Origin of the sequence: Mesorhizobium sp. M1227 (assembly GCF_040318315.1) — a bacterium.
In the GTDB taxonomy this organism is placed as follows: Bacteria; Pseudomonadota; Alphaproteobacteria; order Rhizobiales; family Rhizobiaceae; genus Mesorhizobium.
The window spans coordinates 74,950-98,611 of the sequence record NZ_JAMYLZ010000016.1; the positions used below are offsets into that span (position 1 = coordinate 74,950).

Consider the following 23,662-nt stretch of genomic DNA (forward strand, 5'->3'; position numbering starts at 1 on the left):
TTAGTTCTTCTTTTTGTTGAGGAAACTCCAGGGCGAGTTGACCGGCAGCGTGATCGTGTCCGGCACGGCGTCGACGTTAACCACCTCGGCCTTGCGCACGGTGTAGCCCGACTGGATGACACTGACGCCGTCGAGGATGAAAAGCTGGCTCTTCTCCATGCCCGGCCATAATGCGCCGGTCACCGAAACCGGCTGGTAGGCCTCGGACATCCTGTAAGGCTGTGCAGGCGTGACGAGGACGATCTGGTTGGGCGGCGGCGTCGGCATGTGGCTGCAGGCTCCCGTCCACGGCACCAGCAGGAATTGGTAGACGAGATCACCATCGCGGTCGACCGGCAGCGCATAGCCTGCGAGTTGCACGGTCTTGTCCTGCAAGTCGAGTGAGAGCGTCTCGCCACGATCCGGCATTTTGGCCGCGATCATCGGCAGTCCGACGCTTTCGGCGGCTGCCTGGGTCGCCGGGCGCAGATCCTTCCAGAAAATGTGCATGGTCCCAGTGGAAGCGCTTGCCGCGATCGCGGACGCCAACAAGGCAGTTGCCATGATCGTGCCTGATTTAAACGGTTGCTCATCGCTGCTCCGCCGTTGAGCCTTGATCTGCGGACATCAAGTAAAGCTGCCGCTGCCTCACAGGTCAACGCTCAAGCCGCATCACATGCCGGCGCGAGCCGGTCATGCCGATCTCGCGAAAGCCGCGGGCGACGAACATGTCGCGAAAACCCATGAAGCTGTAGCTCGGCGAAGCCTGGTCGACGGGATAGGCTTCGATCGTCCTGGCGCCTTTGGCAAAGGCGTGATCGATGACCGCGTCGAGCAATGCGCTTGCCAGCCCGCCGCCGCGCAACGCTCTCGGCACAAAGAAGCAGACGATCGACCAGATGCCCATCTCGCTATCGTCCTGCTGCCGTGACAGCTTGCGGTAGGTCTCGCGCGGCGCAATCGAGCACCAGCCGACGGTCCGGCCATCGATCTGGGCGACAATGCCGACCGGCGTGCCGGCGTCGATCAGCGTCATCATCGCGCGTTTCTTCTCGTCGTTCTCGACATGCTCGCGGCGGTCGAGATTGCGCCAAGCCATACACCAGCAGTATTTCGGCCCGCCGGGTTGCTCGAACAGGTTTTCGAAATCGGCGCGCGTCGATTGCTTCACCTCCGTGAAGCGCACTTCGCTCAGGTCAAGCTTTTCTGGCGGCGAGCCGCTCGAGCGTCTTGGCATCGGAAAGTTCCTTCACGGCGTCCTTGCCGATCCAGCGTGCGGTCCTGTCTGTCGAGGCCGCCAGTTTTAGCGCCACGGCAAGGGCAGGGCCGTGCAAATTCATCGATCGCTTGCCGATCGAACGAAGCGCCCAGTTCACGGCCTTCTTCACAAAATTGCGGGCGTCGGTCGCATGCGCTTCGATGATCGGCAAGAATTCGAGGAAGGTCGTCTCGGGTTCCTTCTTCCGGTGGACCACCGACCAGGCCATCATCGCAAAAGCCGTGCGTCGAACGAATTCCCGTTCGTCGACCGCGAATTCGGCGATCAATTCCTTCCAGCAATCCGTGTCGACAAAGAGATCGGAGACCCCGTCGACGATATCCCACGAGTCGAAAGTCGCCGCCCATCGTCTTGCATCCGCGGCGGAGAACCGCTCCGGATCGGCTGTCACGGAAGCGATGAACTGCGCCTCCATGATGCCTGTCTGCCAAAGCTCAAAGGCACGCTCATGGTTGCGCTTGATTTTCTTGGCAATCTGCCGCTGCACGCCATGCGAGATACCGAGCGCACGTTCGATCTTGATGCCGTAGCGCAGCATGCCAAGCCGATTTTCCTCCGAGGCGATCGAGCGCAGATGAGCAACGATTTCATCGGCGCTGGATTGAGGCGAAAGCTCGGCCACGGTGAAGTCCTATTTCTCCAGCCGCGCCAGCAGCGAGGACGTGTCCCAGCGCTTGCCGCCCATCGCCTGCACGTCCTTGTAGAACTGGTCGACAAGTGCCGTCACCGGCAGTTTGGCGCCGTTGCGGTCGGCCTCGGCGAGGCAGATGCCAAGATCCTTGCGCATCCAGTCGACGGCGAAGCCGAAATCATATTTGCCGGCATTCATCGTCTTGTGCCGGTTCTCCATCTGCCAGGAACCGGCCGCACCCTTGGAAATCACCTCGATGACCTTTTCGATGTCGAGCCCTGCCTTCTTGCCGAAATGGATGCCCTCGGCCAGGCCCTGAACGAGGCCGGCGATGCAGATCTGGTTGATCATCTTGGTGAGCTGGCCAGCCCCGGCCGGTCCCATCAATCCGACCATGCGGGCATAAGCATCTATGACTGGCTTGGCCCTGTCGAAGGCGTCGGACTCGCCGCCGACCATCACGGTCAGCATGCCGTTCTCGGCGCCTGCCTGGCCGCCGGAGACCGGGGCGTCGAGGAACGCAAACCCGAGCGCTTCCGACTGCTGCGCCAGTTCGCGCGCGACCTCCGCCGATGCGGTGGTATTGTCGATGAAGATGGCGCCTTTCTTCATGGAATTGAAGGCGCCTCCGGCGCCGGTCGTCACCGAGCGCAGATCGTCGTCATTGCCGACGCAGGAAAAGACGAAGTCCTTGCCCGCGGCCGCCTCCGCTGGTGTCGCGGCGAAGCTGCCGCCATGCTGGGCAACCCACTGCTCGGCCTTGGCCCTGGTGCGGTTGTAGACGGTGACGTCGTGACCGCCCTTGTTCTTGAGATGCCCGGCCATCGGATAGCCCATGACGCCAAGACCAAGAAATGCCACCGAAGCCATGTTTTCGAATCCCTTAGAAGCCTGCTTTGCGGTCTTCTTACCGGATCAGGCAAGGCGATGGGAGTCAGCGGTGCAGATGGATGGTGATGCGCCGTTCGATCCACTCGACCGCGTGACGCAATGTTTCCACGATGATCAGATAGATGATCGCCGCCCAGATATACGACTGAAAGTCGAAGGTGCGCGCATAGGTGAGCCGGGTGATGCCCATCAAATCGTAGACCGTGATGATGGCGACGATTGCCGAGCCCTTGATCATCAGGATGATCTCGTTGCCATACGGGCGCAACGCGACGATCAGCGCCTGCGGCAGGATGATCTTCCACATCGTCTGCAGTTTGTGCAGGCCGAGCGAGGCGGCACCTTCCCACTGGCCCCTCGGCACGCTCTCGATTGCGCCACGCAAAATCTCGGCTTGATAGGCGGCCGTATTCAGCGAAAAGGCGAAGATCGCGCAGTTGAACGCTTCGCGGAAGAAGCCCCACAGTCCGACCATCTCGAGCTCCGGCCGGAAGGAGCCGACCCCATAGTAGACCAGGAAGGTCTGCGCCAACAGCGGCGTGCCGCGAAAGAAATAGACATAGGCATAGGCGAACCCCGAAAGGATCGGGTTCTTCGACATGCGTGCATAGGCGATCGGCACCGACAGGATCGCGCCAAGCACAATCGAGATGGCAACCAGCAACAGGGTGATGCCGAGGCCGGATATGTAGCCGGGTGCATATTTCTGGAAGAACTCCGGGTTCCACGCAGCGACCAGGTAGACGACCATGCCGATGCCGAGAGCGATCCACAGGCCGACCAGGACATGGCCGAGGATGCGTTGGCGCGACCAGCCGCGTGCGGGCGGCGGCGGCCGGTCGACCTTCAGCGTGTCGGTGGCCAGGCTCATCTTTTGACCTCGCTGCTGCCGACCGCTCGTTCGATCGCATTGATGCCGAAGGAGGAGACGATCGCCAGCAGGAGATAGATCAGGCCGGCAAAACCGTAAAACAGGAAGGCGTGCTTGGTGACGCGAGCGGCAACCCCGCTCTGCCGGAGGATCTCGTTGAGGCCGACGGCCGAGACGAGCGCGGTGTCCTTGAGCAGGATAAGCCAGAGATTGGCAAGTCCGGGCAACGCGATGCGGATCAACTGCGGCAACACGATCAGCCGCATCGTCTGGCCGCTGGACAGGCCAACCGAATAGCCTCCCTCATATTGCCCTTTTGGAATGGCGCGGAATGCGGATAAAAACACCTCGCTGGAATAAGAGGAGAAAATGAAGCACAGCGCGATCATGCCGGCGACGAAGCTGTTGACGTCGGCGGAGGTGCCAGGGCTCACCAGCCGGACAATGTACTGCAGGATCAATGGGATGCCGAAGAAGATGAGAAATAGGGTGAGCAGCTCGGGTATTCCGCGAAAAATCGTGGTGTAGATGTTCCCGGCCAGTCTCAGCGACGGCTCTTCCGATTGTTTGGCCAGCGCCACGAAAAAGCCGAGCGTCAGCCCGAAAGGCAGGGTGGCCAGCGCAAGACATACCGTGACAAATACACCCGCGGCGATGTCGTCGAGCCAGCCTTCGGGTCCCCAACTGAGAAGCGTCAGTGCGCTCTGCATCCGCCTGCCTGTTCTCCTTGAGGCTCTTCGAGACCCGTACCGCATCACCCCTCGTGCGCGGCGTCCTTATAAGAACGGCGGGAATCTCCCGCCGTTCACGTCATCCTATGTCGGTCGATCAGGACTCGCCGCCATAAACGTCATATTTGAAGTATTTGTCGTTGATTTCCTTGTACTTTCCGTTTGCGCGGATGGCGTCGATCGCCGCATTGAACTGGTTGACCAGATCGGTCTCGCCCTTGCGCACGGCAATGCCGGCGCCCGGACCGTGGATTTCGATAACCGGCTTGATTGTGCCGACCAGCTTGCAGCAGGCGCCGTCCGGCGAATCCAGCCATTGCTGCAGCACGACGACGTCGTCGTTGGCGGCATCGAGCCGGCCATTGGCCAGATCGAGCTGGTATTCCTGTGCGGTCGGGTACGGCTTGACGGTGCTGTCGGTATAAGTCTTGGTCGAATAGTTGAAATGCGTGGTGGACGCCTGCACGCCGATCGTTTTGCCGGCCAAATCTTCCTTGGTGACACCCTTGATGTCGGTGTCCTTGGGCGCGGCGATCGCCGGCGGCGTATTGTAATATTTGTGGGTGAAGTCGACCTTCTCGGCGCGTTCCGGCGTGATCGACATCGACGCGACGATGGCGTCGAACTTGCCTGCCTGAAGGGCTGGAATGATGCCGTCCCAGTCCTGCGCGACGAAGGTGCACTTCACCTTCATCTCGTCGCAAAGCGCCTTGGCGATGTCGATATCGAAGCCCACGAGTTGGCCGTCGGCGGTGAGGTTGTTGAATGGCGGATACGCTCCCTCGGTGCCGATCCTCAAGGTTTTTTCCTGCGCCTGGGCAACGCCAAGCGTCAGCAGCGCAGCCGAAGCGGCGAGCGCGATACGCAGTGCAATACGCATAATGGTCCTCTCTGTTGGTCCCGGCCGTCGTTCCCGAACGGCTCTGTGGGCGGTGCTTTTGACCGCCCGCTGGCGCGATACTCCCATTCTTTCCCAAGAAAAAGCAACTGCAAAACCGTCGCTTGAGGGAAGGTCATGTTCAGAAAACGGTGACGCTGGGTCAAACGCCTGAATGGAGAGAAAGTGGCCGGAAGCCCCCTGCGGCCGCGATCTCAGCGCGTCAGGCCGGTGGCGCGCTCGATGAAGTCAGCTATCGAATTCGTGTCGTCGAGATCGAAGGCCGGCAGGTCTTCGCCGACAATGTGGAAGTCGGACGCGATGGCGACAATGTGTGGATCGCCTGCCGAGAGCGGTGTCCGGTCCTTGGCCTCGAGCCGTCGCGTCTCGATTTTCTTGTGCGCCTCGCGCTTGTAACCCTCGACCAGCACGATATCGGAGGGTGCCAGCCGTGACAGGATCGCGTCCAGCGTCGGCTCGTCCTCGCCGCGCAATTCGTGCATCAGCGCCCAGCGCCTGCCCGACACGACCGCGACCTCCACTGCTCCCGCCTGCCGGTGGCGAAAGCTGTCCGCTCCGGGTTTGTCGATGTCGAAATCATGATGGGCGTGTTTTACCGTCGACACTTTCCAGCCGCGCCGGACGAACTCGGCTACCAGCTTTTCGGTCAATGTCGTCTTGCCGGAGTTCTTCCAGCCGGTGATGCCGAAGACACGTCTTTTCATGGCTCGATGCTCCGCAACAGATGCGCGGCCTGGGCAAGGTCGTCGGGAGTGTTGATGTTGAAGAACGGATCGATCTCGGCCCCGCCGGATTTCAGGATGGGAAATTCCACCTCGACAAAACCGTGCCGGTCGATGAACGCCGCAACGCGCCGGTTGTCTTCCTCGACGAGAAATTGTCGCAAGGCCTGATCTAACCCTAGCGGCCAGAGTGCAAAGGTCGGATGTCGTTTGCCGCCGGAACAGGCAACGGCGATCGAGCCGGAGCGCGCATAGGCTGCCGCGAGCAGCCGCTCGACCATATCCCTCGGCAGGAAAGGCGTATCGCCGGCAGCCGTGACCAGCGCCTGGCAGGTCGTGTCGGAAGCCCATTCGAGGCCGGTCAGGATCCCGGCAAGCGGCCCGGCATAACCTTTGACGGTGTCGGCAAGCACCGGAAGCCCCGTCGCGGCAAACCGTGTCGGATCGCCATTGGCGTTTAGCGCAAGCGGTCCGACCTGCGGGCCAAGGCGCGAAACGACATGGTCGAGCAGGGTACCGTCGCCAAGCGCAAGCAGCGTCTTGTCGCCGCCGCCCATCCGGCTCGACCGGCCGCCGGCTAGAATGATCCCTGCGATATCTCGGCCCATCGTTTGCTGCCTAGACCCAAAATCCAGTTTTCAAATCAGACAGTCGTCGACAGTCATTCTATATGCCGTCCGGCGCCATGTCCGGTCCAGTGCTTTCGGCGGCTGTCTTTCGCCGGCCGACGATCCGTTCGCGGTAGAGTGCATAGAGGCCTGAGCCGATGATGATCGTGGCACCGCCGATCATCGGCAGATCCGGGACATCGCCGAAGATCGTGAAGCCAAGCAGGATCGACCAGAGCAGGGCGGTGTAGCGGAACGGCGCGATGAAGGAGATATCGCCCACCCGCATCGCCGTGATGATGAAGTGGTAGCCGATGAGCACGAGCACCGCCGCCAGCGCCAGGAACGCCGTGCTTTGTCCTGTCATCGGTGTCCAGCCGCCCATCGGTGAAAGCAATGCCGCGCCCAGAAACGTCATGGCAAGGGCGGTGGCGCTCGACACCAGCAATGTCGGAATTGCCTGCGGTATCCGCTTGGTGGCGAGATCGCGCACCGCACAGCATGCCACGCTGGCCAGCGCCAGCAGAGAAAAGACGCTGAACCCTTCGAAGCCCGGCCGCACGATGATCAGCACGCCGGCAAAACCGACGGCAATAGCTAGCCAGCGCCGCCAGCCGACGCCCTCGTTGAACACAAGCGCTGCGGCCATCGTCACCGCCAGCGGCAGCGCCTGCAGCACGGCGGAGACATTGGCGATCGGAAGATGCGCCAGAGCAACCAGGAAGGACACCGTGGCGCCGGCCTCGCCGGCGACGCGCAGCGCAACGGTCGGCTGCAGCATCGAACCTGGCCGGGCAAGCGCGCCGCGTTGCCACGCAAGCAGGCCAACGAAAAGCGAAGCGAAGGCGCCGCGGATCAGCATGACCTGCGCCATGTTCATCGATTCCGACGAGAATTTGGTGATAGCGTCGTTGAGGGTGAAACCAGCCATGGCCACCATCATGAACAACGCGCCGCGCAGGTTTGGCGAAAGAGGCAAGGCGATTACCGGGTGAGTCCTGCAGCAAGCGTCTAGCAGGCACCCGCAAAACAGCAACGTCAAAGGGCTGGGCCACAGCCTTTCTATGGCCCGTAACATCTGTCGCGCAAGAGCGGCAGGGCTTATTTGGGCGTCAGTACCTCAGTGCCGTTGCCTTCCTTGCCGGCAATCGTCCACAGGCCACGCAGCGAGCCGTCGTCCTGCACCTTGTAGACGACAAGACCGACCGCCTTGCCCATGACATAACCGGCGGAGAAGGCATCATCATTGCGCATGCAGATACCGTCCGAGGACGAGCCGCCTGTCTCCCAATGGATCGTGCAGGTCGTCTCGCTGGTCAGCGTGATCGTCGCGTCGCCACCATAGGACGACCCATCGAAATTGGTGCCGGCCACGGCATAGGTGCCGCCGATCGACTGAGCCGCCGCGGGCAGGGCCGCGAGGCTGAGCAATGCAAGAGAAAGAATGAGTTTGCGCATATCGTATTCCCCCACTGGGCGAAGAACCGCTCCAGAGCAGAGGCTAGGCCCGAATGGGCTTGCGGTAAATCCGGTGACCGTTTGCGGACGAGACCTTTTCTGGGTGTGACCCAAAAAAGGTGCCGTTCTAAAGGATAGGTCCGGAGGGCAAATTTATCACACTGCGGCTCGAGGAAAATTTTCGACGAGATCAAATTTGCTCGGCAAGATTCACCAAATTGGTCATTGTAAGCTTCTGATCGTGTTGGGGAGATGGTCCATGATGAATGCACGAGGCAATGCGGACTGGCTTGGCACAGGCAGCAGGCGGCATGTTTCGTCGGCTTTCCGGTTCTCTTCTGCCCTGGCCGTCATCCTCATGGCGATAGCGCCTGCGTTCGCCGAGAACGGCGCTTCGGCGTCGGCAGTCGAACGGATGTCCACGCCGGGTCACGAAGCGGATGAGCTCGCTCGCCGCGTCGGGAAATGGTCCGTCGTCAACACGATCTGGCCAACGCCCGGTGCGCAGCCGATCGTCATGACCGGGCTGGTGGCCGAGCGCACGATGATCGGTCCCTTCATGCAGGAGGTGATGCGCCCGGCGCCCGGGTCGAAAATGCCGGACTTCCAGCCGATAGCCTATTTGAGCTATGACCGAGTGGAGGGCCGCTGGAAGTATGTCTCCATGGACACCCGTTTCCCGGCAGGGATCATGCCCGCCTGGAGTTTTGGTGGTGAGGAGGACGGCAAGATTTCACTCCTGTTCCAGCCGCTTGGTTTCGTCGGCTTCGGCCCCGAGGTCGAAGGGCGGTTCACGGCCTCCGATTTCGTCATTTCCAGGGACGGCGACAATCACGAAGTGGCCGAGCAACATTTCCTCCAGGCCAATGGCAGCGGCAAAAAATGGCTTGCCGTACGATATGACTACACGCGCCAACAACCGTGACTCGCTAGCAAAAACAATAGGCTGCCAATAAGTTCTGACGTCGCCGGATGCTCACGGTCCCCTGAGGCTGCCGGCGATCGCATCGACGAGCGGGTCGTATTTCGATTTCAGGGCTGGCGGGTAGTCGATCCAGACCGTGCGGATGACACCGTCTTTTCCGAACAGGCGGCGTTCGTAGAAGATGTTCTCGCCTTTGATGCCCGACAGCACCGCCCAGTCCTTGCCGGTCTTGCTGTAGGTGATCCTGTAGCCAGGTTCCTTGCCGGCCCTCTCGGCGGAGACCAAGGCTGTCGGGGTGTCATCATCGATGTTGAGGATACCCGAACAGATCAGGCTGGCGCCATCGGCAGTGAGCCATTGTTGTCCATCGCCATTGTCCGGCTCAGACTGGCGAAGAGTGAAGATTTCATCCGGAAAGGTGCAGATGGTACCGAAGCGCTCGTTCGTATAGGTAAATGGCGCGGCAACTGCCGTGGTCCCCGCCATCACTCCGAAAAACGTCAGGACTGCAAAAAACCGCTGCACGCCTTGCCTCGCGCCGATACCAAGGCGATTATTCTTGCACGAAATCGGCGAAAAATCAGCCGCCGGTGACGCTCATATGCCGCGACACCGACGGACGGTTGGTGCGGCGATCGATGATGAAGTCGTGGCCTTTGGGCTTGCGGCCGATTGCTTCGTCGATGGCGTCGGCGACCAGCTCGTTGCCTTCCGACGCACGCAGCGGCGCGCGCAGGTCGGCCGCATCTTCCTGGCCGAGGCACATGTAAAGGGTGCCGGTGCAGGTCAGCCGGACCCGGTTGCAGCTTTCGCAGAAATTATGCGTCATCGGTGTGATGAAGCCCAGCCGCCCGCCGGTCTCGGCGACTTGGACATAGCGGGCCGGGCCACCGGTCTTGTAGGGAATGTCGCTTAGCGTGAACTGGCGTTCGAGAGCCGCGCGCAGCAGCGACAGCGGCAAATACTGGTCGGTGCGGTCGGCATCGATCTCGCCCATCGGCATGGTTTCGATGACCGTCAGATCCATGCCGCGGCCATGCGCCCAGCGCAGCATTTCAGGCAATTCGGCGTCATTGAAGTCCTTCAACGCCACGGCATTGAGCTTTACCTTTAGCCCGGCCGCCTGCGCGGCGTCGATGCCGTCCATGACCTTGTCCAGATTGCCCCAGCGGGTGATCTGGCGGAATTTGTCGGCATCGAGGGTATCGAGCGAGACGTTAATGCGCTTGACGCCGCAGTCGGCGAGCTCGGCGGCAAAGCGGGAAAGCTGCGATCCGTTGGTGGTCAGCGTCAGCTCTTCCAGTGCACCACTCTCGAGATGCCGCGAAAGCTGGCGTACCAGGTGCATGATGTTCTTGCGCACAAGCGGCTCACCGCCGGTGAGGCGGAGCTTGCGCACGCCCTTTTCGATGAAGACCGTGCAGAGCCGGTCGAGCTCTTCCAGCGACAGCAGGTCCTTCTTGGGCAGGAACGTCATGTCCTCGGCCATGCAATAGGTGCAGCGGAAATCGCAGCGGTCGGTGACCGACACGCGCAGGTAGGTAATCGTGCGACCGAAAGGATCGATCATATCCATGCGTATGCGCTTTCCGTGGCCGTGAACGGCTTCGTTATATATGGCTATGTGATACGAGCCAACTTGCCATTCAAGATAGAAGCTCGCGATCATCGGTAACATTCCGACGCCGACAGATCATGTCGGAACTTTCCATGCGGCCTTTTCCCTCGACGCGAAGCGGCGTAGGGAAGGGCGGTTCTCCGCAGGATCCACCACCATGACAGCGCCCAAGGAACTCAGGGTCTCGAAGGACCGCAAGCTGCTTTCCGTCACCTTTCCTGGCCATCAGCCGTTCGAATTGCCGGCCGAGCTGCTGCGCGTCGCCTCGCCATCGGCCGAGGTGCAGGGCCATTCGCCCGAACAGCGCGTCACCGTTCCCGGCAAGCGCAACGTGGCGATCCTGAAGATCGAGCCAGTCGGCAATTATGCCGTGCGCATCACCTTCGATGATTTCCACGACACCGGTATCTTCACCTGGAATTACCTGCATACGCTGGGTCATGAGAAGGATGCACGCTGGGCCGCCTATCTCGCCGAGCTGGAAGAGAAGGGGCTGAGCCGCGACCGCTGAACGGTTTTCTCGGGATAGAACAGTCTGCCCCTGTTCGCGTTGCCTCGACACCCGTTTCCTGATGACCGGCAAACGGGCATTTGTCGTGAAAACGTCATCCATCTGGAGTAGCGCCGGCAACGGTTTGGAGACGAAAACATGTCGATAGTCACCAGCGTCGAACAGCTCGAAGCGCTCTATGGCCAGCCTGGTGAAGCGTCAGTGGTCAAGGAACTCGACCAGCTGATTCGCGAATACGCAGCTATCATCGAGGCTTCGCCGTTTGCCGCGCTCGCAACCTGCGGGCCAGAAGGGCTGGACTGCTCTCCGCGCGGCGATCTCGCCGGCTTCGTCCGTATCCACGATCCGAAAACGCTGATGATGCCGGACCGGCGCGGCAACAACCGTGCCGATTCGCTAAGGAACATCCTTCGCGATCCGCGCGTCGCGCTCCTGTTCCTGGTGCCGGGTTCCGGCACGACGCTGCGCGTCAATGGCCGCGCCCACATCACCACCGATACCGGGCTCTGCGCCTCGTTCGCTGTCGAGGGCAAGCCGGCGCGCTCGGTGACGATCATCGAGATCGATGCGGTTTATTTCCAGTGCGCCCGCGCCATCCACCGATCGGAACTGTGGAATCCGGCAAGGCATGTCGACCCGAGATCGCTGCCGACTCCCGGCCAAATCCTGGAAATCACCAGCCGCAAGAACATTGACGGCGAGGTCTACGACAAGGAATGGCCAGAGCGCGCGAAAAAATCGATGTGGTGAAGCATTGGTGGTGGAGCACTGGGCTGTCAGGCGGTCTTCAAAACCTCGGCAACCCTACGCATCTGTTCGCCGATCATGTCGCATTGTTCCGGTGTCGACTGGCTCATCGCCTTCTCGATCAGCGCCATATGGACCTTCAGTGCCTGCATCAGCAGTGCCTCGCCGGCCTCGGTCAACGTCAGCCGCAGCACGCGCTTGTCCTTCTCATCGCCCTCGCGGCGCAGCAGGCCGCGCGTCTCCAGCTGCGGCAAAAGCATGGTGATGTTGGAGCGGCCGACCAGCAGCCGGCGAGCGAGGTCGTGCTGCGACATGCCGGGATGACGGTAGAGGTTCATCAGCACGTCGAGCTGCGCCGGCTTCAGGTCGAGCGGCGCAAGCTTCACCGCCAGGGTGCGTTCCAGCACATGGCAGGCGCGCGCCACCGCGACCCAGTTGCGAAAACGCGGGTTGTCCCAGGGCAGGTCTTGCTTAATGTTCATGTTTGAACTATTATGTTCATGCTTGAACTAATGAATGGACCGCCACTATGGCATCATTTGGACTGAAGGTCATCCGCGGCACGTTCGGCGTGGCTGAGCATGTGGCACCGCGACTCACCGGGCGTGCTGCATTCGAGCTGTTCTGCCGCACGCCGCACGAGAAAAGCTTGAGCGAAGGCGAGCGCCGCGCAATCGACCGCGCCGCCGATTTCATGACCCAGGCACGCCATCATCGGCTAAAGACCAGAACCGGCTGCGTCATGGTGCATGAATTCCGGCCCGAGCCGGGCAGGGCGGCTGCCGGCACCGTGCTCGTCATCCATGGTTGGCGTTCGCGCACCGAATACATGCGCACGCTGATCGAAGCCTATCGCGATGCCGGCTACAAGGTGGTCTCGCTCGACCTGCCGGGCCACGGCCAGTCGCAGGGCCGCCGGCTTACCCTGGTCAGCGGGGTCGATGCGGCACGGGTTGCCGGCGAATGGTTCGGGCCGTTTGCCGCCATTGTCGGCCATTCCTTCGGTGGTGCCGTTGCCGCCAACGCCGTCGCCGGTTCGATCAGGAACATCCCGCGATTGGCGGCCGGGCGGCTGGTGCTTATCGCCGCGCCGAGCTCGCTGCCGGCGATCTTCGCTGATTTCAGCCGCATGCTGAATGTCGGCTCGCGCTCGCAGGCCGCCATGGCCGACCGGGTCGAGCGCATCGCCGGCCGGCCGTTGCACGAGTTCACCGGTGACCGCCAGCTCGCAAGCACGCCGCTGCCGACGCTGGTGATCCACGCGCCGGACGACCGCGAAGTGTCCGCCGAGCATGCAAGGCTCTACACGCGCGCCGGCGACCATGTGCGGCTTTACTGGGCCGACGGGCTCGGCCACCGCCGCATTCTCGCCGACAGGGGAGTGGCGGAGCGTGCCGTTGGCTTCGTTGCCGGCAGGCTCGAGCCGTCTCTGCCGTGACCTGAATATCGTTCTTGTCAGCCGGGTTCGACGTCACGCTGCCCCGGTGCTGGCCATCGCTATCCAAGCCGCCATTGCCCCGGCCACCGTCGCCAGAAGAGCCGAGCGCGACGCGCCGTCGCGCGCCTGGATCGACATGCCGTGCTGCACGGTCGCGTAGAAGGTCGCGGCCGTACCGCAGTCGAAATCGGCCGGCAACTCTCCCTCGGCGACGCCACGCTCGAGGCGTCTCAGCAAGGCTTCGCGGTTTTCGGCGCGGCGACGGCGCAGATCATCGCAGATGGCGCCGCGGCTTGAATCCTGGTGCAATGCGCCGAGCGTGATAAGGCAGCCTTGCGGACGACCGCTCTGTGAATAGGCCCTGGCAGTCTGCCGCAGGAACCGTTCGACGGCCTCGCGCGCGGTCGGCGCCTTTTCCAGCGCGGACCAGATCTCGGTTCCCTCGACCCGCGTGTAAAGCTCGGTTGCCTCGAGAAACAGCGCTTCCTTGCTGGCGAAGGCGGCATAGAGGCTGGGTGAGTTGATGCCCATTGCAGCGGTCAGGTCACTTATCGACGCGCCCTCATAACCCTTGGCCCAAAACACTTCCATTGCGCGCCGCAAGGCGGCGGCTCGATCGAAGGTGCGGGGGCGGCCTCGTTCCGGCATGGCATCCTTTCTGTATTGATCGATACATAATTCGGTTGACGTGGTTCAGCAAGGCTGGCAGATATTTATGTATCAATCACTACAAAATGGAGAAGCAGATGTCATCCAGAAGCTTGAACGGCAAGGCCGCCCTCGTCACCGGCGGCAGCCGCGGCATTGGTGCGGCGATCGCAAGAAGGCTCGCGGCCGACGGCGCAGGCGTGGCGATCACCTATGTGAATGGCGAGGAAGGGGCGTGTGCGGTGGTCAGGGAAATCGAGGCGGCCGGCGGCCGGGCCTTTGCCATCAAGGCCGACAATCGCGATGCTGGGGCGATCGAGGCGGCAGTCGATGAGGCAGCAACAGCCTTCGGACGGCTCGACATCCTGGTCAACAGCGCCGGCATCTGGCGCGCTGCGCCGATCGATGCCCTGTCGCTTGCCGATTTCGACGAGACGATGGAGGTCAACCTCAGAGCCCCGTTCGTCGCCGCCAAGGCGGCAGCAGCGCATATGGGCGAGGGTGGCCGGATCATCTCGATCGGCAGCAATCTGGCCGAGCGTGCCACGGACGCCGGCCTGAGCGCCTACTCGGCCAGCAAGGCTGCCTTGGTTGGCCTGACCAAGGCCTTTGCACGCGATCTTGGTCCGCGCGGCATCACCGCCAATGTCGTCCATCCGGGGTCGACCGATACCGACATGAATCCGGCAGCCGGCCCGCACGCCGAGCATCAGCGTCAGAAGATGGCGATGCCTCGCTTCGGCACGGCCGACGAGATCGCCGGCATGGTCGCCTGGCTTGCCGGCCCCGAAGGGCGCTTCGTGACAGGCGCTGCATTGACCATCGACGGCGGCGCCAACGCTTGAGGTTTGGCTCACGGGCACTACCATTGGTCGGGAGCGACGGCGGATTCGCTCCCCCCGTCACGACGTTGTGAAACCGTTCTGCAACAGACGTTCCGAAATTTATGAAAGCTTAACGAAATCAGTATGAATCAGTGTAGTCACGCCTTACGTCCGCCATGGGGTGGGCGAGACCGTGAAAGCGGTGCGGAACGGGATCCGGTTCAACCGGAGCGGGTGATCCATGAAACTCCTTGGAAACAAAGCAACCGTGCTGCCGTTTGCGGTGGCCGCGGCAATGCTGGCCTTCGGGGCGCCGAAGGCTGAAGCGCAAGGGTTCTTCGACATGCTTTTCGGCGGCGGCGTCAAACACGCACCGCCGAAAGGTAACTTTCCGCCGCCACCGTCAAAATACAAGCCGAAGCCCAAGGCGCCGGCCGCTTCCGGTGGTGGTGCGCAAATCAGCGGCCCGTCCTATTATACCTACAAGAGCGATCCGCTGGTGCGCGTCGATTTTTCGGCACTGTCGGCAGCGCCTGAACCAGCAACGCCTCAGGACGCTGCTTTCGAGCCGGCGGCCACTGGGGCTGCATTCCGCGAAGCCATTGCCGGCCTCGACGGCTATGACCTTTACGCCGAGAAGGACATCGCCAAGGCGCTGATCGCCTATTACTCGGCCAATCCGGATTTCATCTGGGTGGCGGGAACCAGTCCCAGCAGCCGTGCCCAGGATGCCGTGCGGGTGCTGGGCGAGGCCGCGAGCTACGGCCTGACTCCCGCCGACTATACCGTTGAAGTTCCGGCAGCAGGCACATCGGCCGGCAATGCCGATGAACGCCTGAAAGAGCTGGTCCGCTTCGAGATGGCGCTGTCGGCGCGTGTCCTGCGCTACGCCCGTGACGCACAAAGCGGCCGCGTCGATCCCAACCGCATGACCGGCTACTACGATTTTCCGCCGAAGCCGCTCGACATGGAAGGGGTGCTGAAGACGCTGGCCCATACCCAGCAAGTGCGCGCTTATCTCGAGTCGCGGCATCCACAGAATTCCGAGTATCAGGCGCTGCGCGTCGAACTGGAAGCGCTCCAGGCCAGCGCCGAAGACGAAATCACCATCGATCCCAATCTGCTGTTGAAGCCGGGGCAGACCAGCCCCGAGCTGCCGAAGCTTTTGACAAAGATCGCGCGCAATCTCGATGACGAGATGGGCGGCGCCTATGGCGAGGTCCTGGCGAGGCTCGCTACCAGCGAGGTCTACGATCCGGAGCTGGTGCCGGTGATCCAGGCGGTGCAGAAACGGGCCGGCATGAAAGGCGACGGCGTCATCGGCCCGCGTACCGTTGCATCGTTGGCCGGAACGTCCAAGGCCGACAAAGTTCAGAAGGTTCGGGTTGCGCTCGAAGAGTTGCGCTGGTTGCCTTCCGACCTTGGCAGCCCGCGCGTCTTCATCAACCAGCCGGCTTTCACCGCGAGCTATATCGATGATGGCGAGGAGAAGCTGAAGACCCGCGCCGTGGTTGGCAGGCCCACCAACCAGACTGCTTTCTTCTATGACCAGATAGAGCAGGTCGACTTCCATCCCTATTGGGGCGTGCCGCAGTCGATCCTGGTCAACGAGATGCTGCCGCGGCTGCGCCGGGATCCTGGCTATCTCGACCGCGCCGGCTACGAGGTGGTCGATGCCCGCGGCAAGCGCATTCCCTCGTCCTCGGTCAATTGGGGCGCCTACGGCGCAAAGATACCCTACGGCGTGCGCCAGCTGCCAAGCGAGGCCAATGCGCTGGGCGAGCTGAAGATACTGTTCCCCAACAAGCATGCAATCTACATGCACGATACGCCGCAGAAGTCGTTTTTCCAGCGCGACATGCGTGCGCTCAGCCATGGCTGCGTTCGCTTGCAGGATCCGCGCGGCATGGCCGCTGCCGTGCTCGGCACCTCGATCGACTACATCGAGGACAAACTGAAACACGGACATTCGACCGAGGACGTGACACGCAAGATCCCGGTCTATGTCGCCTATTTCACCGCGTGGCCGGACCTGTCCGGCAAGGTCGAATATTTCAACGACGTCTACGGCCGCGATACAAGGCTGCAGCAGGCGCTCGACAGCACGGAAGCGGTGCGTTCGCCGGCAAGCTGACGAATGCGGTTCTAGCGCTGAAACAGTGGGCGCCGGAAACCGGCATCGCGTCCGGCGATGAGCCAATAGACCAGGCCCGCGACAATGCCTGCGGCGGCAATGATGCCGATATCGGCCCAGCGCTCCGGGTTCGTGTCATCCGGTACACTGGGCCAGATCAAGGCGAAGCCGCCAACAGCGGCCGCCGCGCCGAAGACCATGTGCAGCCAAAAACTGCGCAGCGAGAAAAACTCGGCAATCAGTGCGAAGATCAGCGTCTGCAGGCCGGTCAGCACGATCGTCAGAAAATAGATGAACATGCCGAGCGGCGGCAACAGCAGCACCGCAATGGGGGTGACACCCATGACGTCGAAATAATTCGGCGCATTTGGCAGCGAACTCAGCCCGCCATAGATCGCCGCCACCGCGATCAGCCCAACCAGTACCGCTATGAAATAACCCGCGAGCATCATCAGAAAGCGTTTCAATACGTGCTTTACCGTCGCCATGCCCACCCCCGCGCGCAATGATAGCACCCAGTCAGCCATCAAAGTCATGTCTACGCAAGCGTGTGCCGAAGGCCGGGGGCCTTCGAGGCGCGCCATTTTTTAGAATCTGGACCGTTGGCGGCCAGCTTCATTTCGGCGCGGCTGTCACCGGATCATAGGTGATTTCAACTTTGGCCTTGTCGCTCGTGTAATAAATGACGGTGTAGCCATCGCTGTCCCAATCGATTTCCTTGATGTAGCGGAAGTCGTCGCGCTGCTCGACCTTGGCGATGATTTCCGACAGCTTCTTGGCATTCTGCGGCGGCACCGGATTTTCGTCCGCGGCAAAGGCCGATCCGCCGACAAGCAGCACGGCGGCCGCCAAAACAAGTCTGGACATGGCTTTCCCTCACATTTCGATGAGCAGAAACTCGTTTCCATGCAGGTTTGTTCCGGGATCGCGGAGCGTTGCGCTACAAGGAGGCGCCGGCCGTACCTGATTTATGGCCGCCGAAAGAAAGGCAGGTCGCTTAAAATCATGATGCGTCGCCTCAACATCGCGGCCATAATAGTGCCGGCGGTCATTCGGGGGGGCTACATGCAAATGCATCATGCCATCATATTTGTACTTTTCATATTTTCCATTCCGGCCATTTCGATGCCTGTCCAGAAAGCCGAGGCGCTGGAACCTGAACGCTATACGGTCTATTGCGCCGACGACCGCATCGAGGTTTCGTTCTGGGATATCGAGCAGATGAAGGTGCGGGCCGGCTCCAACGTTTGCCAGTTCCAGAGCTATACGAGCTACAGCAGCGCTTTGAATTTCGCCCAAAAGAATTTTGGCGGCGAGGGGGCGACCTGCAGCTGCTAGCCGCTCCGGCTTGGAATTGATTCAGGAAAGCAGATGGTGGGCGATGCAGGGATTGAACCTGCGACCCCACCCGTGTGAAGGGTGTGCTCTCCCGCTGAGCTAATCGCCCGCTCGTTGCCCGAGGGCCAAGCGCGCCGCGATATAAGGGAGGCCGGCCTGCTAAGTCAACCACTTGTCGGTCGGCATTTGGCGGTCCGCCCGATGACCGGCTTTCAGCCCTCTGCCGCGGCCATCAGTCTTTGTGCCAGATCGAGCGTCAACGAATCGAAATGCGAGATCACCGCCGACGGTTCGAACTCCCGTACATGACGGTCGGTGTAGCCGAAATCGACTGCCACCACCGGAATCCCGGCGGCCTTTGCCGTGTCGATGTCGGTCTGCGAATCACCGACCATCAGTGCACGGTGCGGGTCGCCGCCGGCGCGCGCGATGGTTTGCGTGAGATGGCGCGGGTCGGGCTTGCGGAACGGAAAACTGTCCTGACCGCAGATCGCCGCGAAATGCCTGGTCATGCCGAGCGCCTCGATCAGCGCCACCGAATTGGCCTCGTATTTATTGGTGCAGATGGCCAGCAGGTAACCGGCTGCCTCGAACCGTGCGATCGCCCCGCGGACGCCAGGGTAGGGGCGCGATTTGCCGGGGATGTTAACGGTGTAATGGTCCAGAAACAGCTTGAGCAGGCGGTCGTGCTCCTCCACTGCCAGCGACCTGTGCTGCGCTGCGTGGGCGCGCTCGATCATCACCCGGCCGCCATGGCCGACGAAGCGCCTGAAGCCGGCTTCGTCGACGGCCGCGAGCTGGCTGGCGGCAAGGCTGTGGTTGAGACTGTCGAGCAGGTCCGGCGCCGTGTCGATCAGCGTCCCGTCGAGGTCGAACACGATGATCGGTCGGGTCATGGCCTGTCCTGTGACGATTTGATTGCCGGCAGGCGATAACCGCTGCGGCCCGTTCAGGCAAGACGGCTTATCCACCGCGGGCAAGGTCCTTTGACCAGCCCGGCAAAAATGCTACGAGCGCCGAAATAAATCTCGGGACCCGGCATGGATGCGAGGCAATTGAAGGTTGAGGCCGCGCGGGCAGCGCTTGCCCATGTCACGGATGGCATGCGGCTCGGCATCGGCACCGGCACGACAGCGGATGAGTTCGTGCGGCTGCTCGCCGACAAGGTCGCCACCGGCCTGACTGTCATTGGCGTGCCGACCTCGGAGCGCACCGCCGTCCTTTGCACCGAGCTTGGTGTGCCTCTGTCGACCCTCGAGGAAACGCCCGAGCTCGACCTTACCATCGACGGCGCCGACGAGATCGATCCGGCGCTGACATTGGTCAAGGGCGGCGGCGGCGCGCTGCTGCGCGAAAAGATCGTCGCGGCGGCCTCCGCCCGCATGATCGTCATCGCCGACAGCTCCAAGATGGTCGAGATGATCGGCCGTTTTCCGCTGCCCATCGAAGTCAACCGGTTTGGCCTGCGCGCCACCGAAATTGCGGTTGGCGCCGCGGCTGCAAACCTTGGCCTTTCCGGCCCAGTTACATTGAGGATGACGGGGAGCCAGCCATTTGTTACAGACGGCGGCCATTTTATCCTCGATGCATCTTTTGGCCGCATTCCGGATACAAGAGCGCTTTCGAATGCTCTCCACGCCATTCCGGGCGTGGTCGAGCATGGTCTTTTCATCGGGCTGGCATCAACGGCCATCATAGCCGGCGGCGACGGCATCCAAACCGTCCATGCCGCCCGAAAATCAGGGAGTTTTACCGATCATGATGTTGCATAACCGGGTTGGCCGCTTTTTTGCCATTCTGGCGGCCTCGGCCGTTTTCGCGTTTTCGTCGCCTGCGTTTTCGCAGGATGTCACCGATGCGCATTTGAAGGCGGCGCGCGCCGCCGTCGCGGCGATCCATGCGACGGATACGTTCGACAGCATCCTGCCGCAAGCGGCCGCGGCACTGGAGCAGCAGCTGATCCAGAAGAACCCGGACATGCAGGAACTGATCGCCAAGACGATCAACGAGAAGGCGATGGCCTTGGCATCGCGCCGCGCCGACCTGGAAAAGGAAGCGGCGCTCGCCTATGCAAAGGTGTTCTCGGAAAAAGAACTCAATGAAATCGCCGCGTTCTACAATTCCGATTCCGGCAAGAAGCTGCTCGACAACGGCCCGATCGTGACGCGCGAACTGGTGAAGGCTGCCGAGATCTGGCAGAACGGCCTGGCTCGCGATCTCGCCCAGCAGGTCGGCGAGACCCTGGGTGCAGCGGCGAATGCCAAGGCGCCGGCTGCACCTGCCGACGGTACCGCTCCGGCCGATGGCGCAGCTCCCGCGGACGCTACACCGAATTGATTGCGGACTTCCGGGCCGCCTGACCGCCACTGGACCAAAAGCCCGGCAAGTCCGGGCTTTTCTTTTGATAGTCGGCAGCCTACCTGTCTCGGGGTTTGAGGGGCAAGGAGTTCAGCCATGGCCGGTTACGACTACGATCTTTTCGTCATCGGCGGCGGCTCCGGCGGGGTGAGGGCGGCGCGCGTCGCGGCCGCACTCGGCAAGCGTGTCGGCATTGCCGAGGAATATCGCTATGGCGGCACATGCGTGATCCGTGGCTGCGTGCCGAAGAAGCTCTATGTCTACGCCTCGCAATTCCCCGAGCATTTCGCCGATGCCGCCGGCTATGGCTGGACGGTGCCTGAGGCGCGTTTCGACTGGCAGACGCTGGTCGCCAACAAGGACCGCGAAATCAGCCGGCTGGAGGCCATCTACAAGAAGAACGTGCAGGGCGCCGGCGGCGAGGTCTTTCATTCGCGCGCCATCCTGGTCGATCGGCATGTGGTGCATCTTCTTGGTGAGGATCGCACCGTTACCGCCGACCAGATCCTGATCGCTACCGGCGGGCGACCGGCGCCGCATCCGGCATTGCCCGGCCATGAGCACTGCATCTTTTCCAACGAGGCCTTCGACCTCAAGGAACTGCCGAAGGCAATCATGATCGAGGGCGGCGGCTATATCGCCGTCGAATTCGCCAACATCTTTCACGGCCTCGGCGTCGACACGACGCTGGTCTACCGCGGCAAGGAGATCCTCAGCCGTTTCGACATGGACCTCAGACGTGTGCTGCACGAAACGATGGAAAAGAAGGGGATAAAAATCCTCTGCCACGCCGTGTCCGAGTGGGTCAGGAAGCGGCCTGACGGCCGGCTCGACGCGCTTGTCACCGGCGGCACGGTGCTGACGGTCGACCAGGTCATGCTCGCCATCGGCCGCATTCCCAATACCGAGAACATGGGCCTGGAAGGCGTCGGCATCGAGATGACCAAAACCGGGGCAATCCACGTCGACGAATACTCCCGCACCAACATCGACAACATCTGGGCAATCGGTGACGTCACCCATCGCGTGCAATTGACGCCGGTGGCAATCCACGAGGCGATGTGCTTCGTCGAGACCGCCTTCAAGGACAAGCCGACGGCGCCCGACCATGACACGATCGCTACCGCAGTCTTTTCGCAGCCCGAGATCGGTACGGTCGGCCTGTCGGAGGATGAGGCGGCAAAGCGCTTTTCGGATGTCGAAATCTACCGCGCCACCTTCCGGCCGATGCGGCACACACTTTCCGGCCGCGACGAAAAGATGCTGATGAAGCTGGTCGTCGACGGCGCCTCGAAAAAGGTCCTCGGCGCCCACATCCTCGGGCCGGATGCCGGCGAAATGGCGCAGCTTCTCGGCATACCGCTAAAGGCCGGCCTGACCAAGGATGATTTCGATCGCACCATGGCGGTGCATCCGACCGCCGCGGAAGAACTCGTCACCATGTACAAGCCGACTTACCGGGTGAGAGATGGTGAGCGCGTCTGACGCGACGACAACCCATCGCGGCAACGAAATTGCCGCGATGGAAGTGCGTGCGTTTTCTTACAGCAACGTTCCGCGCAGGATCACCAGCGCCACAGAAAAATAGATCACCAGCCCGGTGACGTCGACCAGCGTGGCGACGAACGGGGCCGATGCGCTGGCCGGGTCGAAGCCCATGCGCTTCAGGGCGAACGGCAGCATCGATCCAGACAGCGAGCCGAAGGTGACGATGCCAACCAGCGTGGCGCCGATCGTCATTGCGATCAGCGGCCAGTGCGGGCCGTAGTAGTAGAAGCCGAGATACTGCCAGAGCGCGATGCGGCAGACGCCGACCACGCCAAGGATCGAGCCAAGCACCAGGCCGGTGGGCAGCTCGCGCAGGGCCACCCGCCACCAGTCGCCAAGGCCGATCTCGCGCAGTGCCAGCGCCCGGATGACGAGCGAGGTCGCCTGCGAGCCGGAATTGCCGCCGGAGCTCATGATCAATGGAATAAATAGCGTCAGCACGATCGCCTTTTCCAGCTCGCCCTCGTAACTTTGCATCGCGTTGGCGGTCAGCATCTCGCTGATAAACAGCGCGCACAGCCAGCCGGCGCGTTTCTGGATCATCGCCAGAAAGCCCATCTTCATATAGGGCTCGTCGAGAGCCTCCATGCCGCCGAAACGATGCACATCCTCCGTCGTTTCCTCGATCATCGTGTCGATAATATCGTCGATGGTAACGATGCCGAGCAGTTTGCCGTTGTCCACGACCGGAACGGCGAGCAGATCATATTTCGAGATCAGCTGAGCAACCTTTTCACTGTCGGTCAGCGGTGAAACGGTGACAGGCGCACGATCCGGCGCGATTGCCATGATCAGCTCGTCGGGCCCGCCAGCGATCAGTCGACGCAGGCTGGTCGAGCGCAACAGGACATGCGTTTGCGGATCAACGATGTAGATCGCGTAGACGGTTTCGCGCGTCCGCTCCACCTTGCGGATATAATCCAGCGTGCGGGCTACGCTCCAGTCGGGCGGCACGCTGACATATTCGGTCGTCATGAGCGAGGCGGCGCTGCCCTCGGGGTAGCCGAGAATAGCAAGCAGCGTCGCGCGCAGCGGTGGCGCCAGGCCACCAAGCAGTTCGGAACGAGCCGGCTCGTTCAGATCGCGCAGTATGTCGGCGGCGCGGTCGACCGACATGGCGGCAAGCAGTCTGCCTGCCTTGATGCGGGGCAGCGCCTCGACCAGTTCGAATGCGCCGTCGAGTTCAGGCTGGTCGAAGATCTCGACCAGCCGCTCGAACGGCACTTCGCAAAGCAGCTCCGATGCCGTCTCGCGGGGCTCCTGGTTCAAGGCCTCGACGATGTCGGCGACGTGGTCGTTGGCAAGTACGCGAGCGATGGCGATGGCATCGCCGCCCGCGACAGGGGAAAACTCGTTCATGGCTCACTCCTTGCCGTCCGGCAGGACGTGAGCCTGTCAGGTCACGTCAAGCGGACGGCGGTTGCGTTTGACTGTGACTGTCGCCAGGCATGGCGCGGTGACCTTTCTGCTCGCGGGTTCGAGTTGAGATTCTGCAAGCCGGCGCA

General features: G+C 61.9%; 28 protein-coding genes, 1 tRNA gene and 1 pseudogene. 10 read left to right on the top strand and 20 right to left on the bottom strand.

Annotation, left to right across the window (positions count from 1 at the left end):
* From NKH28_RS19480 to NKH28_RS19530, 11 genes and pseudogenes are all read right to left on the bottom strand, one after another.
* Positions 1 to 489: a DUF3299 domain-containing protein gene (locus NKH28_RS19480; protein ID WP_352980086.1), complete on the bottom strand. Its 489-nt coding sequence runs from the start codon at positions 487 to 489 to the stop codon at positions 1 to 3.
* A gap of 145 nt (positions 490 to 634) precedes the next feature.
* Positions 635 to 1,216: a GNAT family N-acetyltransferase gene (locus tag NKH28_RS19485; RefSeq protein ID WP_352980087.1), complete on the bottom strand. Its 582-nt coding sequence runs from the start codon at positions 1,214 to 1,216 to the stop codon at positions 635 to 637.
* Positions 1,176 to 1,880: a DNA alkylation repair protein gene (locus tag NKH28_RS19490; RefSeq protein WP_352980089.1), complete on the bottom strand. Its 705-nt coding sequence runs from the start codon at positions 1,878 to 1,880 to the stop codon at positions 1,176 to 1,178. The genes NKH28_RS19485 and NKH28_RS19490 overlap by 41 nt, the downstream gene beginning before the upstream one ends.
* A gap of 9 nt (positions 1,881 to 1,889) precedes the next feature.
* Positions 1,890 to 2,765 (bottom strand): annotated as a pseudogene (locus tag NKH28_RS19495) (NAD(P)-dependent oxidoreductase); the annotation flags it as partial.
* A 58-nt stretch (positions 2,766 to 2,823) separates the two neighbouring features.
* Complete coding sequence (locus NKH28_RS19500) at positions 2,824 to 3,651, bottom strand: ABC transporter permease (protein WP_352980091.1); 828 nt, start codon at positions 3,649 to 3,651, stop codon at positions 2,824 to 2,826.
* Positions 3,648 to 4,361, bottom strand: a complete 714-nt coding sequence (locus tag NKH28_RS19505) for an ABC transporter permease (protein WP_352471895.1) — start codon at positions 4,359 to 4,361, stop codon at positions 3,648 to 3,650. The genes NKH28_RS19500 and NKH28_RS19505 overlap by 4 nt, the downstream gene beginning before the upstream one ends.
* A 118-nt stretch (positions 4,362 to 4,479) precedes the next feature.
* On the bottom strand, positions 4,480 to 5,262 hold the full coding sequence (locus NKH28_RS19510; RefSeq protein WP_352471894.1) for an ABC transporter substrate-binding protein: 783 nt from the start codon (positions 5,260 to 5,262) through the stop codon (positions 4,480 to 4,482).
* A 212-nt stretch (positions 5,263 to 5,474) separates the two neighbouring features.
* Positions 5,475 to 5,984 carry a molybdopterin-guanine dinucleotide biosynthesis protein B gene (gene mobB / locus NKH28_RS19515; RefSeq protein ID WP_352471893.1) on the bottom strand — a complete coding sequence of 170 codons (510 nt, stop codon included), beginning with the start codon at positions 5,982 to 5,984 and terminating at the stop codon, positions 5,475 to 5,477.
* Positions 5,981 to 6,610, bottom strand: coding sequence for a molybdenum cofactor guanylyltransferase MobA (gene mobA, locus NKH28_RS19520; protein ID WP_352471892.1), 630 nt, complete (start codon positions 6,608 to 6,610; stop codon positions 5,981 to 5,983). The genes mobB and mobA overlap by 4 nt, the downstream gene beginning before the upstream one ends.
* Positions 6,611 to 6,668: 58 nt before the next feature.
* A complete protein-coding gene (locus tag NKH28_RS19525) occupies positions 6,669 to 7,589 on the bottom strand; it encodes a DMT family transporter (RefSeq protein ID WP_352980093.1) in 921 nt (306 codons plus the stop codon).
* 122 nt (positions 7,590 to 7,711) lie between these two features.
* Positions 7,712 to 8,068 carry a hypothetical protein gene (locus NKH28_RS19530; protein WP_352448884.1) on the bottom strand — a complete coding sequence of 119 codons (357 nt, stop codon included), beginning with the start codon at positions 8,066 to 8,068 and terminating at the stop codon, positions 7,712 to 7,714.
* Between the two features lie 196 nt (positions 8,069 to 8,264).
* Here NKH28_RS19530 and NKH28_RS19535 point away from each other — a divergent pair, with 196 nt between their 5' ends.
* Complete coding sequence (locus tag NKH28_RS19535) at positions 8,265 to 8,993, top strand: DUF1579 family protein (RefSeq protein WP_352980095.1); 729 nt, start codon at positions 8,265 to 8,267, stop codon at positions 8,991 to 8,993.
* Positions 8,994 to 9,044: 51 nt separating this feature from the next.
* Here NKH28_RS19535 and NKH28_RS19540 read toward each other — a convergent pair whose 3' ends face one another.
* Positions 9,045 to 9,479, bottom strand: a complete 435-nt coding sequence (locus NKH28_RS19540) for a hypothetical protein (protein ID WP_352980097.1) — start codon at positions 9,477 to 9,479, stop codon at positions 9,045 to 9,047.
* Positions 9,480 to 9,573: 94 nt separating this feature from the next.
* Positions 9,574 to 10,569: a GTP 3',8-cyclase MoaA gene (gene moaA / locus NKH28_RS19545; RefSeq protein WP_352568644.1), complete on the bottom strand. Its 996-nt coding sequence runs from the start codon at positions 10,567 to 10,569 to the stop codon at positions 9,574 to 9,576.
* Positions 10,570 to 10,768: 199 nt separating this feature from the next.
* Here moaA and NKH28_RS19550 point away from each other — a divergent pair, with 199 nt between their 5' ends.
* Both NKH28_RS19550 and NKH28_RS19555 read left to right on the top strand, forming a co-directional pair.
* Positions 10,769 to 11,122, top strand: a complete 354-nt coding sequence (locus tag NKH28_RS19550) for a gamma-butyrobetaine hydroxylase family protein (protein ID WP_023717628.1) — start codon at positions 10,769 to 10,771, stop codon at positions 11,120 to 11,122.
* Positions 11,123 to 11,260: 138 nt separating this feature from the next.
* Positions 11,261 to 11,872, top strand: a complete 612-nt coding sequence (locus tag NKH28_RS19555) for a pyridoxamine 5'-phosphate oxidase family protein (protein WP_352980099.1) — start codon at positions 11,261 to 11,263, stop codon at positions 11,870 to 11,872.
* Between the two features lie 26 nt (positions 11,873 to 11,898).
* Here NKH28_RS19555 and NKH28_RS19560 read toward each other — a convergent pair whose 3' ends face one another.
* Positions 11,899 to 12,351 carry a MarR family winged helix-turn-helix transcriptional regulator gene (locus tag NKH28_RS19560; RefSeq protein ID WP_254817243.1) on the bottom strand — a complete coding sequence of 151 codons (453 nt, stop codon included), beginning with the start codon at positions 12,349 to 12,351 and terminating at the stop codon, positions 11,899 to 11,901.
* A 47-nt stretch (positions 12,352 to 12,398) separates the two neighbouring features.
* Between NKH28_RS19560 and NKH28_RS19565 the strand changes: the two genes are divergently transcribed.
* Positions 12,399 to 13,307, top strand: coding sequence for an alpha/beta hydrolase (locus NKH28_RS19565; protein WP_352815584.1), 909 nt, complete (start codon positions 12,399 to 12,401; stop codon positions 13,305 to 13,307).
* A 33-nt stretch (positions 13,308 to 13,340) separates the two neighbouring features.
* On the opposite strand, the gene NKH28_RS19570 is transcribed toward NKH28_RS19565, so the two are convergent.
* On the bottom strand, positions 13,341 to 13,955 hold the full coding sequence (locus NKH28_RS19570) for a TetR/AcrR family transcriptional regulator (RefSeq protein WP_352682763.1): 615 nt from the start codon (positions 13,953 to 13,955) through the stop codon (positions 13,341 to 13,343).
* A 98-nt stretch (positions 13,956 to 14,053) separates the two neighbouring features.
* Here NKH28_RS19570 and NKH28_RS19575 point away from each other — a divergent pair, with 98 nt between their 5' ends.
* Positions 14,054 to 14,800: a 3-oxoacyl-ACP reductase family protein gene (locus NKH28_RS19575; protein ID WP_352815580.1), complete on the top strand. Its 747-nt coding sequence runs from the start codon at positions 14,054 to 14,056 to the stop codon at positions 14,798 to 14,800.
* Positions 14,801 to 15,020: 220 nt separating this feature from the next.
* Positions 15,021 to 16,913, top strand: a complete 1,893-nt coding sequence (locus NKH28_RS19580; protein WP_352980101.1) for a L,D-transpeptidase family protein — start codon at positions 15,021 to 15,023, stop codon at positions 16,911 to 16,913.
* Positions 16,914 to 16,924: 11 nt separating this feature from the next.
* Here the strand turns inward: NKH28_RS19580 and NKH28_RS19585 are convergent, their stop codons facing one another.
* Positions 16,925 to 17,401 (bottom strand): hypothetical protein, encoded by a 477-nt coding sequence (locus NKH28_RS19585; protein ID WP_352774143.1) that lies wholly within the window; start codon positions 17,399 to 17,401, stop codon positions 16,925 to 16,927.
* 127 nt (positions 17,402 to 17,528) lie between these two features.
* Positions 17,529 to 17,780 (bottom strand): PepSY domain-containing protein, encoded by a 252-nt coding sequence (locus NKH28_RS19590; protein WP_023675031.1) that lies wholly within the window; start codon positions 17,778 to 17,780, stop codon positions 17,529 to 17,531.
* Positions 17,781 to 18,038: 258 nt separating this feature from the next.
* Here NKH28_RS19590 and NKH28_RS19595 point away from each other — a divergent pair, with 258 nt between their 5' ends.
* Complete coding sequence (locus tag NKH28_RS19595) at positions 18,039 to 18,251, top strand: hypothetical protein (protein WP_023717618.1); 213 nt, start codon at positions 18,039 to 18,041, stop codon at positions 18,249 to 18,251.
* Between the two features lie 34 nt (positions 18,252 to 18,285).
* On the opposite strand, the gene NKH28_RS19600 is transcribed toward NKH28_RS19595, so the two are convergent.
* Together NKH28_RS19600 and NKH28_RS19605 are read right to left on the bottom strand one after the other, a co-directional pair.
* Positions 18,286 to 18,360, bottom strand: a tRNA-Val gene (locus NKH28_RS19600).
* Between the two features lie 103 nt (positions 18,361 to 18,463).
* On the bottom strand, positions 18,464 to 19,147 hold the full coding sequence (locus NKH28_RS19605; protein ID WP_352980103.1) for a phosphoglycolate phosphatase: 684 nt from the start codon (positions 19,145 to 19,147) through the stop codon (positions 18,464 to 18,466).
* A 144-nt stretch (positions 19,148 to 19,291) separates the two neighbouring features.
* Here NKH28_RS19605 and rpiA point away from each other — a divergent pair, with 144 nt between their 5' ends.
* From rpiA to gor, 3 genes are all read left to right on the top strand, one after another.
* The gene (gene rpiA, locus NKH28_RS19610; RefSeq protein ID WP_352456755.1) at positions 19,292 to 20,023 is read left to right on the top strand and encodes a ribose-5-phosphate isomerase RpiA; all 732 of its coding nucleotides are present in this window, start codon (positions 19,292 to 19,294) and stop codon (positions 20,021 to 20,023) included.
* On the top strand, positions 20,010 to 20,588 hold the full coding sequence (locus NKH28_RS19615; protein ID WP_352448901.1) for a DUF2059 domain-containing protein: 579 nt from the start codon (positions 20,010 to 20,012) through the stop codon (positions 20,586 to 20,588). The genes rpiA and NKH28_RS19615 overlap by 14 nt, the downstream gene beginning before the upstream one ends.
* Positions 20,589 to 20,705: 117 nt before the next feature.
* A complete protein-coding gene (gene gor / locus NKH28_RS19620) occupies positions 20,706 to 22,094 on the top strand; it encodes a glutathione-disulfide reductase (RefSeq protein WP_352873383.1) in 1,389 nt (462 codons plus the stop codon).
* Positions 22,095 to 22,151: 57 nt separating this feature from the next.
* Here the strand turns inward: gor and mgtE are convergent, their stop codons facing one another.
* A complete protein-coding gene (gene mgtE / locus NKH28_RS19625; RefSeq protein WP_352980105.1) occupies positions 22,152 to 23,516 on the bottom strand; it encodes a magnesium transporter in 1,365 nt (454 codons plus the stop codon).
* Positions 23,517 to 23,662 lie beyond the last annotated feature (146 nt).

Bases quoted from the DNA above. Each gene is read 5' to 3' on its own strand.
- NKH28_RS19480 (WP_352980086.1), bottom strand. From the start codon at position 489: ATGCACATTTTCTGGAAGGATCTGCGCCCGGCGACCCAGGCAGCCGCC.
- NKH28_RS19485 (WP_352980087.1), bottom strand. From the start codon at position 1,216: ATGCCAAGACGCTCGAGCGGCTCGCCGCCAGAAAAGCTTGACCTGAGC.
- NKH28_RS19500 (WP_352980091.1), bottom strand. From the start codon at position 3,651: ATGAGCCTGGCCACCGACACGCTGAAGGTCGACCGGCCGCCGCCGCCC.
- NKH28_RS19505 (WP_352471895.1), bottom strand. From the start codon at position 4,361: ATGCAGAGCGCACTGACGCTTCTCAGTTGGGGACCCGAAGGCTGGCTC.
- NKH28_RS19510 (WP_352471894.1), bottom strand. From the start codon at position 5,262: ATGCGTATTGCACTGCGTATCGCGCTCGCCGCTTCGGCTGCGCTGCTG.
- mobB (WP_352471893.1), bottom strand. From the start codon at position 5,984: ATGAAAAGACGTGTCTTCGGCATCACCGGCTGGAAGAACTCCGGCAAG.
- mobA (WP_352471892.1), bottom strand. From the start codon at position 6,610: ATGGGCCGAGATATCGCAGGGATCATTCTAGCCGGCGGCCGGTCGAGC.
- NKH28_RS19530 (WP_352448884.1), bottom strand. From the start codon at position 8,068: ATGCGCAAACTCATTCTTTCTCTTGCATTGCTCAGCCTCGCGGCCCTG.
- NKH28_RS19540 (WP_352980097.1), bottom strand. From the start codon at position 9,479: ATGGCGGGGACCACGGCAGTTGCCGCGCCATTTACCTATACGAACGAG.
- moaA (WP_352568644.1), bottom strand. From the start codon at position 10,569: ATGGATATGATCGATCCTTTCGGTCGCACGATTACCTACCTGCGCGTG.
- NKH28_RS19550 (WP_023717628.1), top strand. From the start codon at position 10,769: ATGACAGCGCCCAAGGAACTCAGGGTCTCGAAGGACCGCAAGCTGCTT.
- NKH28_RS19555 (WP_352980099.1), top strand. From the start codon at position 11,261: ATGTCGATAGTCACCAGCGTCGAACAGCTCGAAGCGCTCTATGGCCAG.
- NKH28_RS19560 (WP_254817243.1), bottom strand. From the start codon at position 12,351: ATGAACATTAAGCAAGACCTGCCCTGGGACAACCCGCGTTTTCGCAAC.
- NKH28_RS19565 (WP_352815584.1), top strand. From the start codon at position 12,399: ATGGCATCATTTGGACTGAAGGTCATCCGCGGCACGTTCGGCGTGGCT.
- NKH28_RS19570 (WP_352682763.1), bottom strand. From the start codon at position 13,955: ATGCCGGAACGAGGCCGCCCCCGCACCTTCGATCGAGCCGCCGCCTTG.
- NKH28_RS19575 (WP_352815580.1), top strand. From the start codon at position 14,054: ATGTCATCCAGAAGCTTGAACGGCAAGGCCGCCCTCGTCACCGGCGGC.
- NKH28_RS19580 (WP_352980101.1), top strand. From the start codon at position 15,021: ATGAAACTCCTTGGAAACAAAGCAACCGTGCTGCCGTTTGCGGTGGCC.
- NKH28_RS19585 (WP_352774143.1), bottom strand. From the start codon at position 17,401: ATGGCGACGGTAAAGCACGTATTGAAACGCTTTCTGATGATGCTCGCG.
- NKH28_RS19590 (WP_023675031.1), bottom strand. From the start codon at position 17,780: ATGTCCAGACTTGTTTTGGCGGCCGCCGTGCTGCTTGTCGGCGGATCG.
- NKH28_RS19595 (WP_023717618.1), top strand. From the start codon at position 18,039: ATGCCTGTCCAGAAAGCCGAGGCGCTGGAACCTGAACGCTATACGGTC.
- NKH28_RS19605 (WP_352980103.1), bottom strand. From the start codon at position 19,147: ATGACCCGACCGATCATCGTGTTCGACCTCGACGGGACGCTGATCGAC.
- rpiA (WP_352456755.1), top strand. From the start codon at position 19,292: ATGGATGCGAGGCAATTGAAGGTTGAGGCCGCGCGGGCAGCGCTTGCC.
- NKH28_RS19615 (WP_352448901.1), top strand. From the start codon at position 20,010: ATGATGTTGCATAACCGGGTTGGCCGCTTTTTTGCCATTCTGGCGGCC.
- gor (WP_352873383.1), top strand. From the start codon at position 20,706: ATGGCCGGTTACGACTACGATCTTTTCGTCATCGGCGGCGGCTCCGGC.
- mgtE (WP_352980105.1), bottom strand. From the start codon at position 23,516: ATGAACGAGTTTTCCCCTGTCGCGGGCGGCGATGCCATCGCCATCGCT.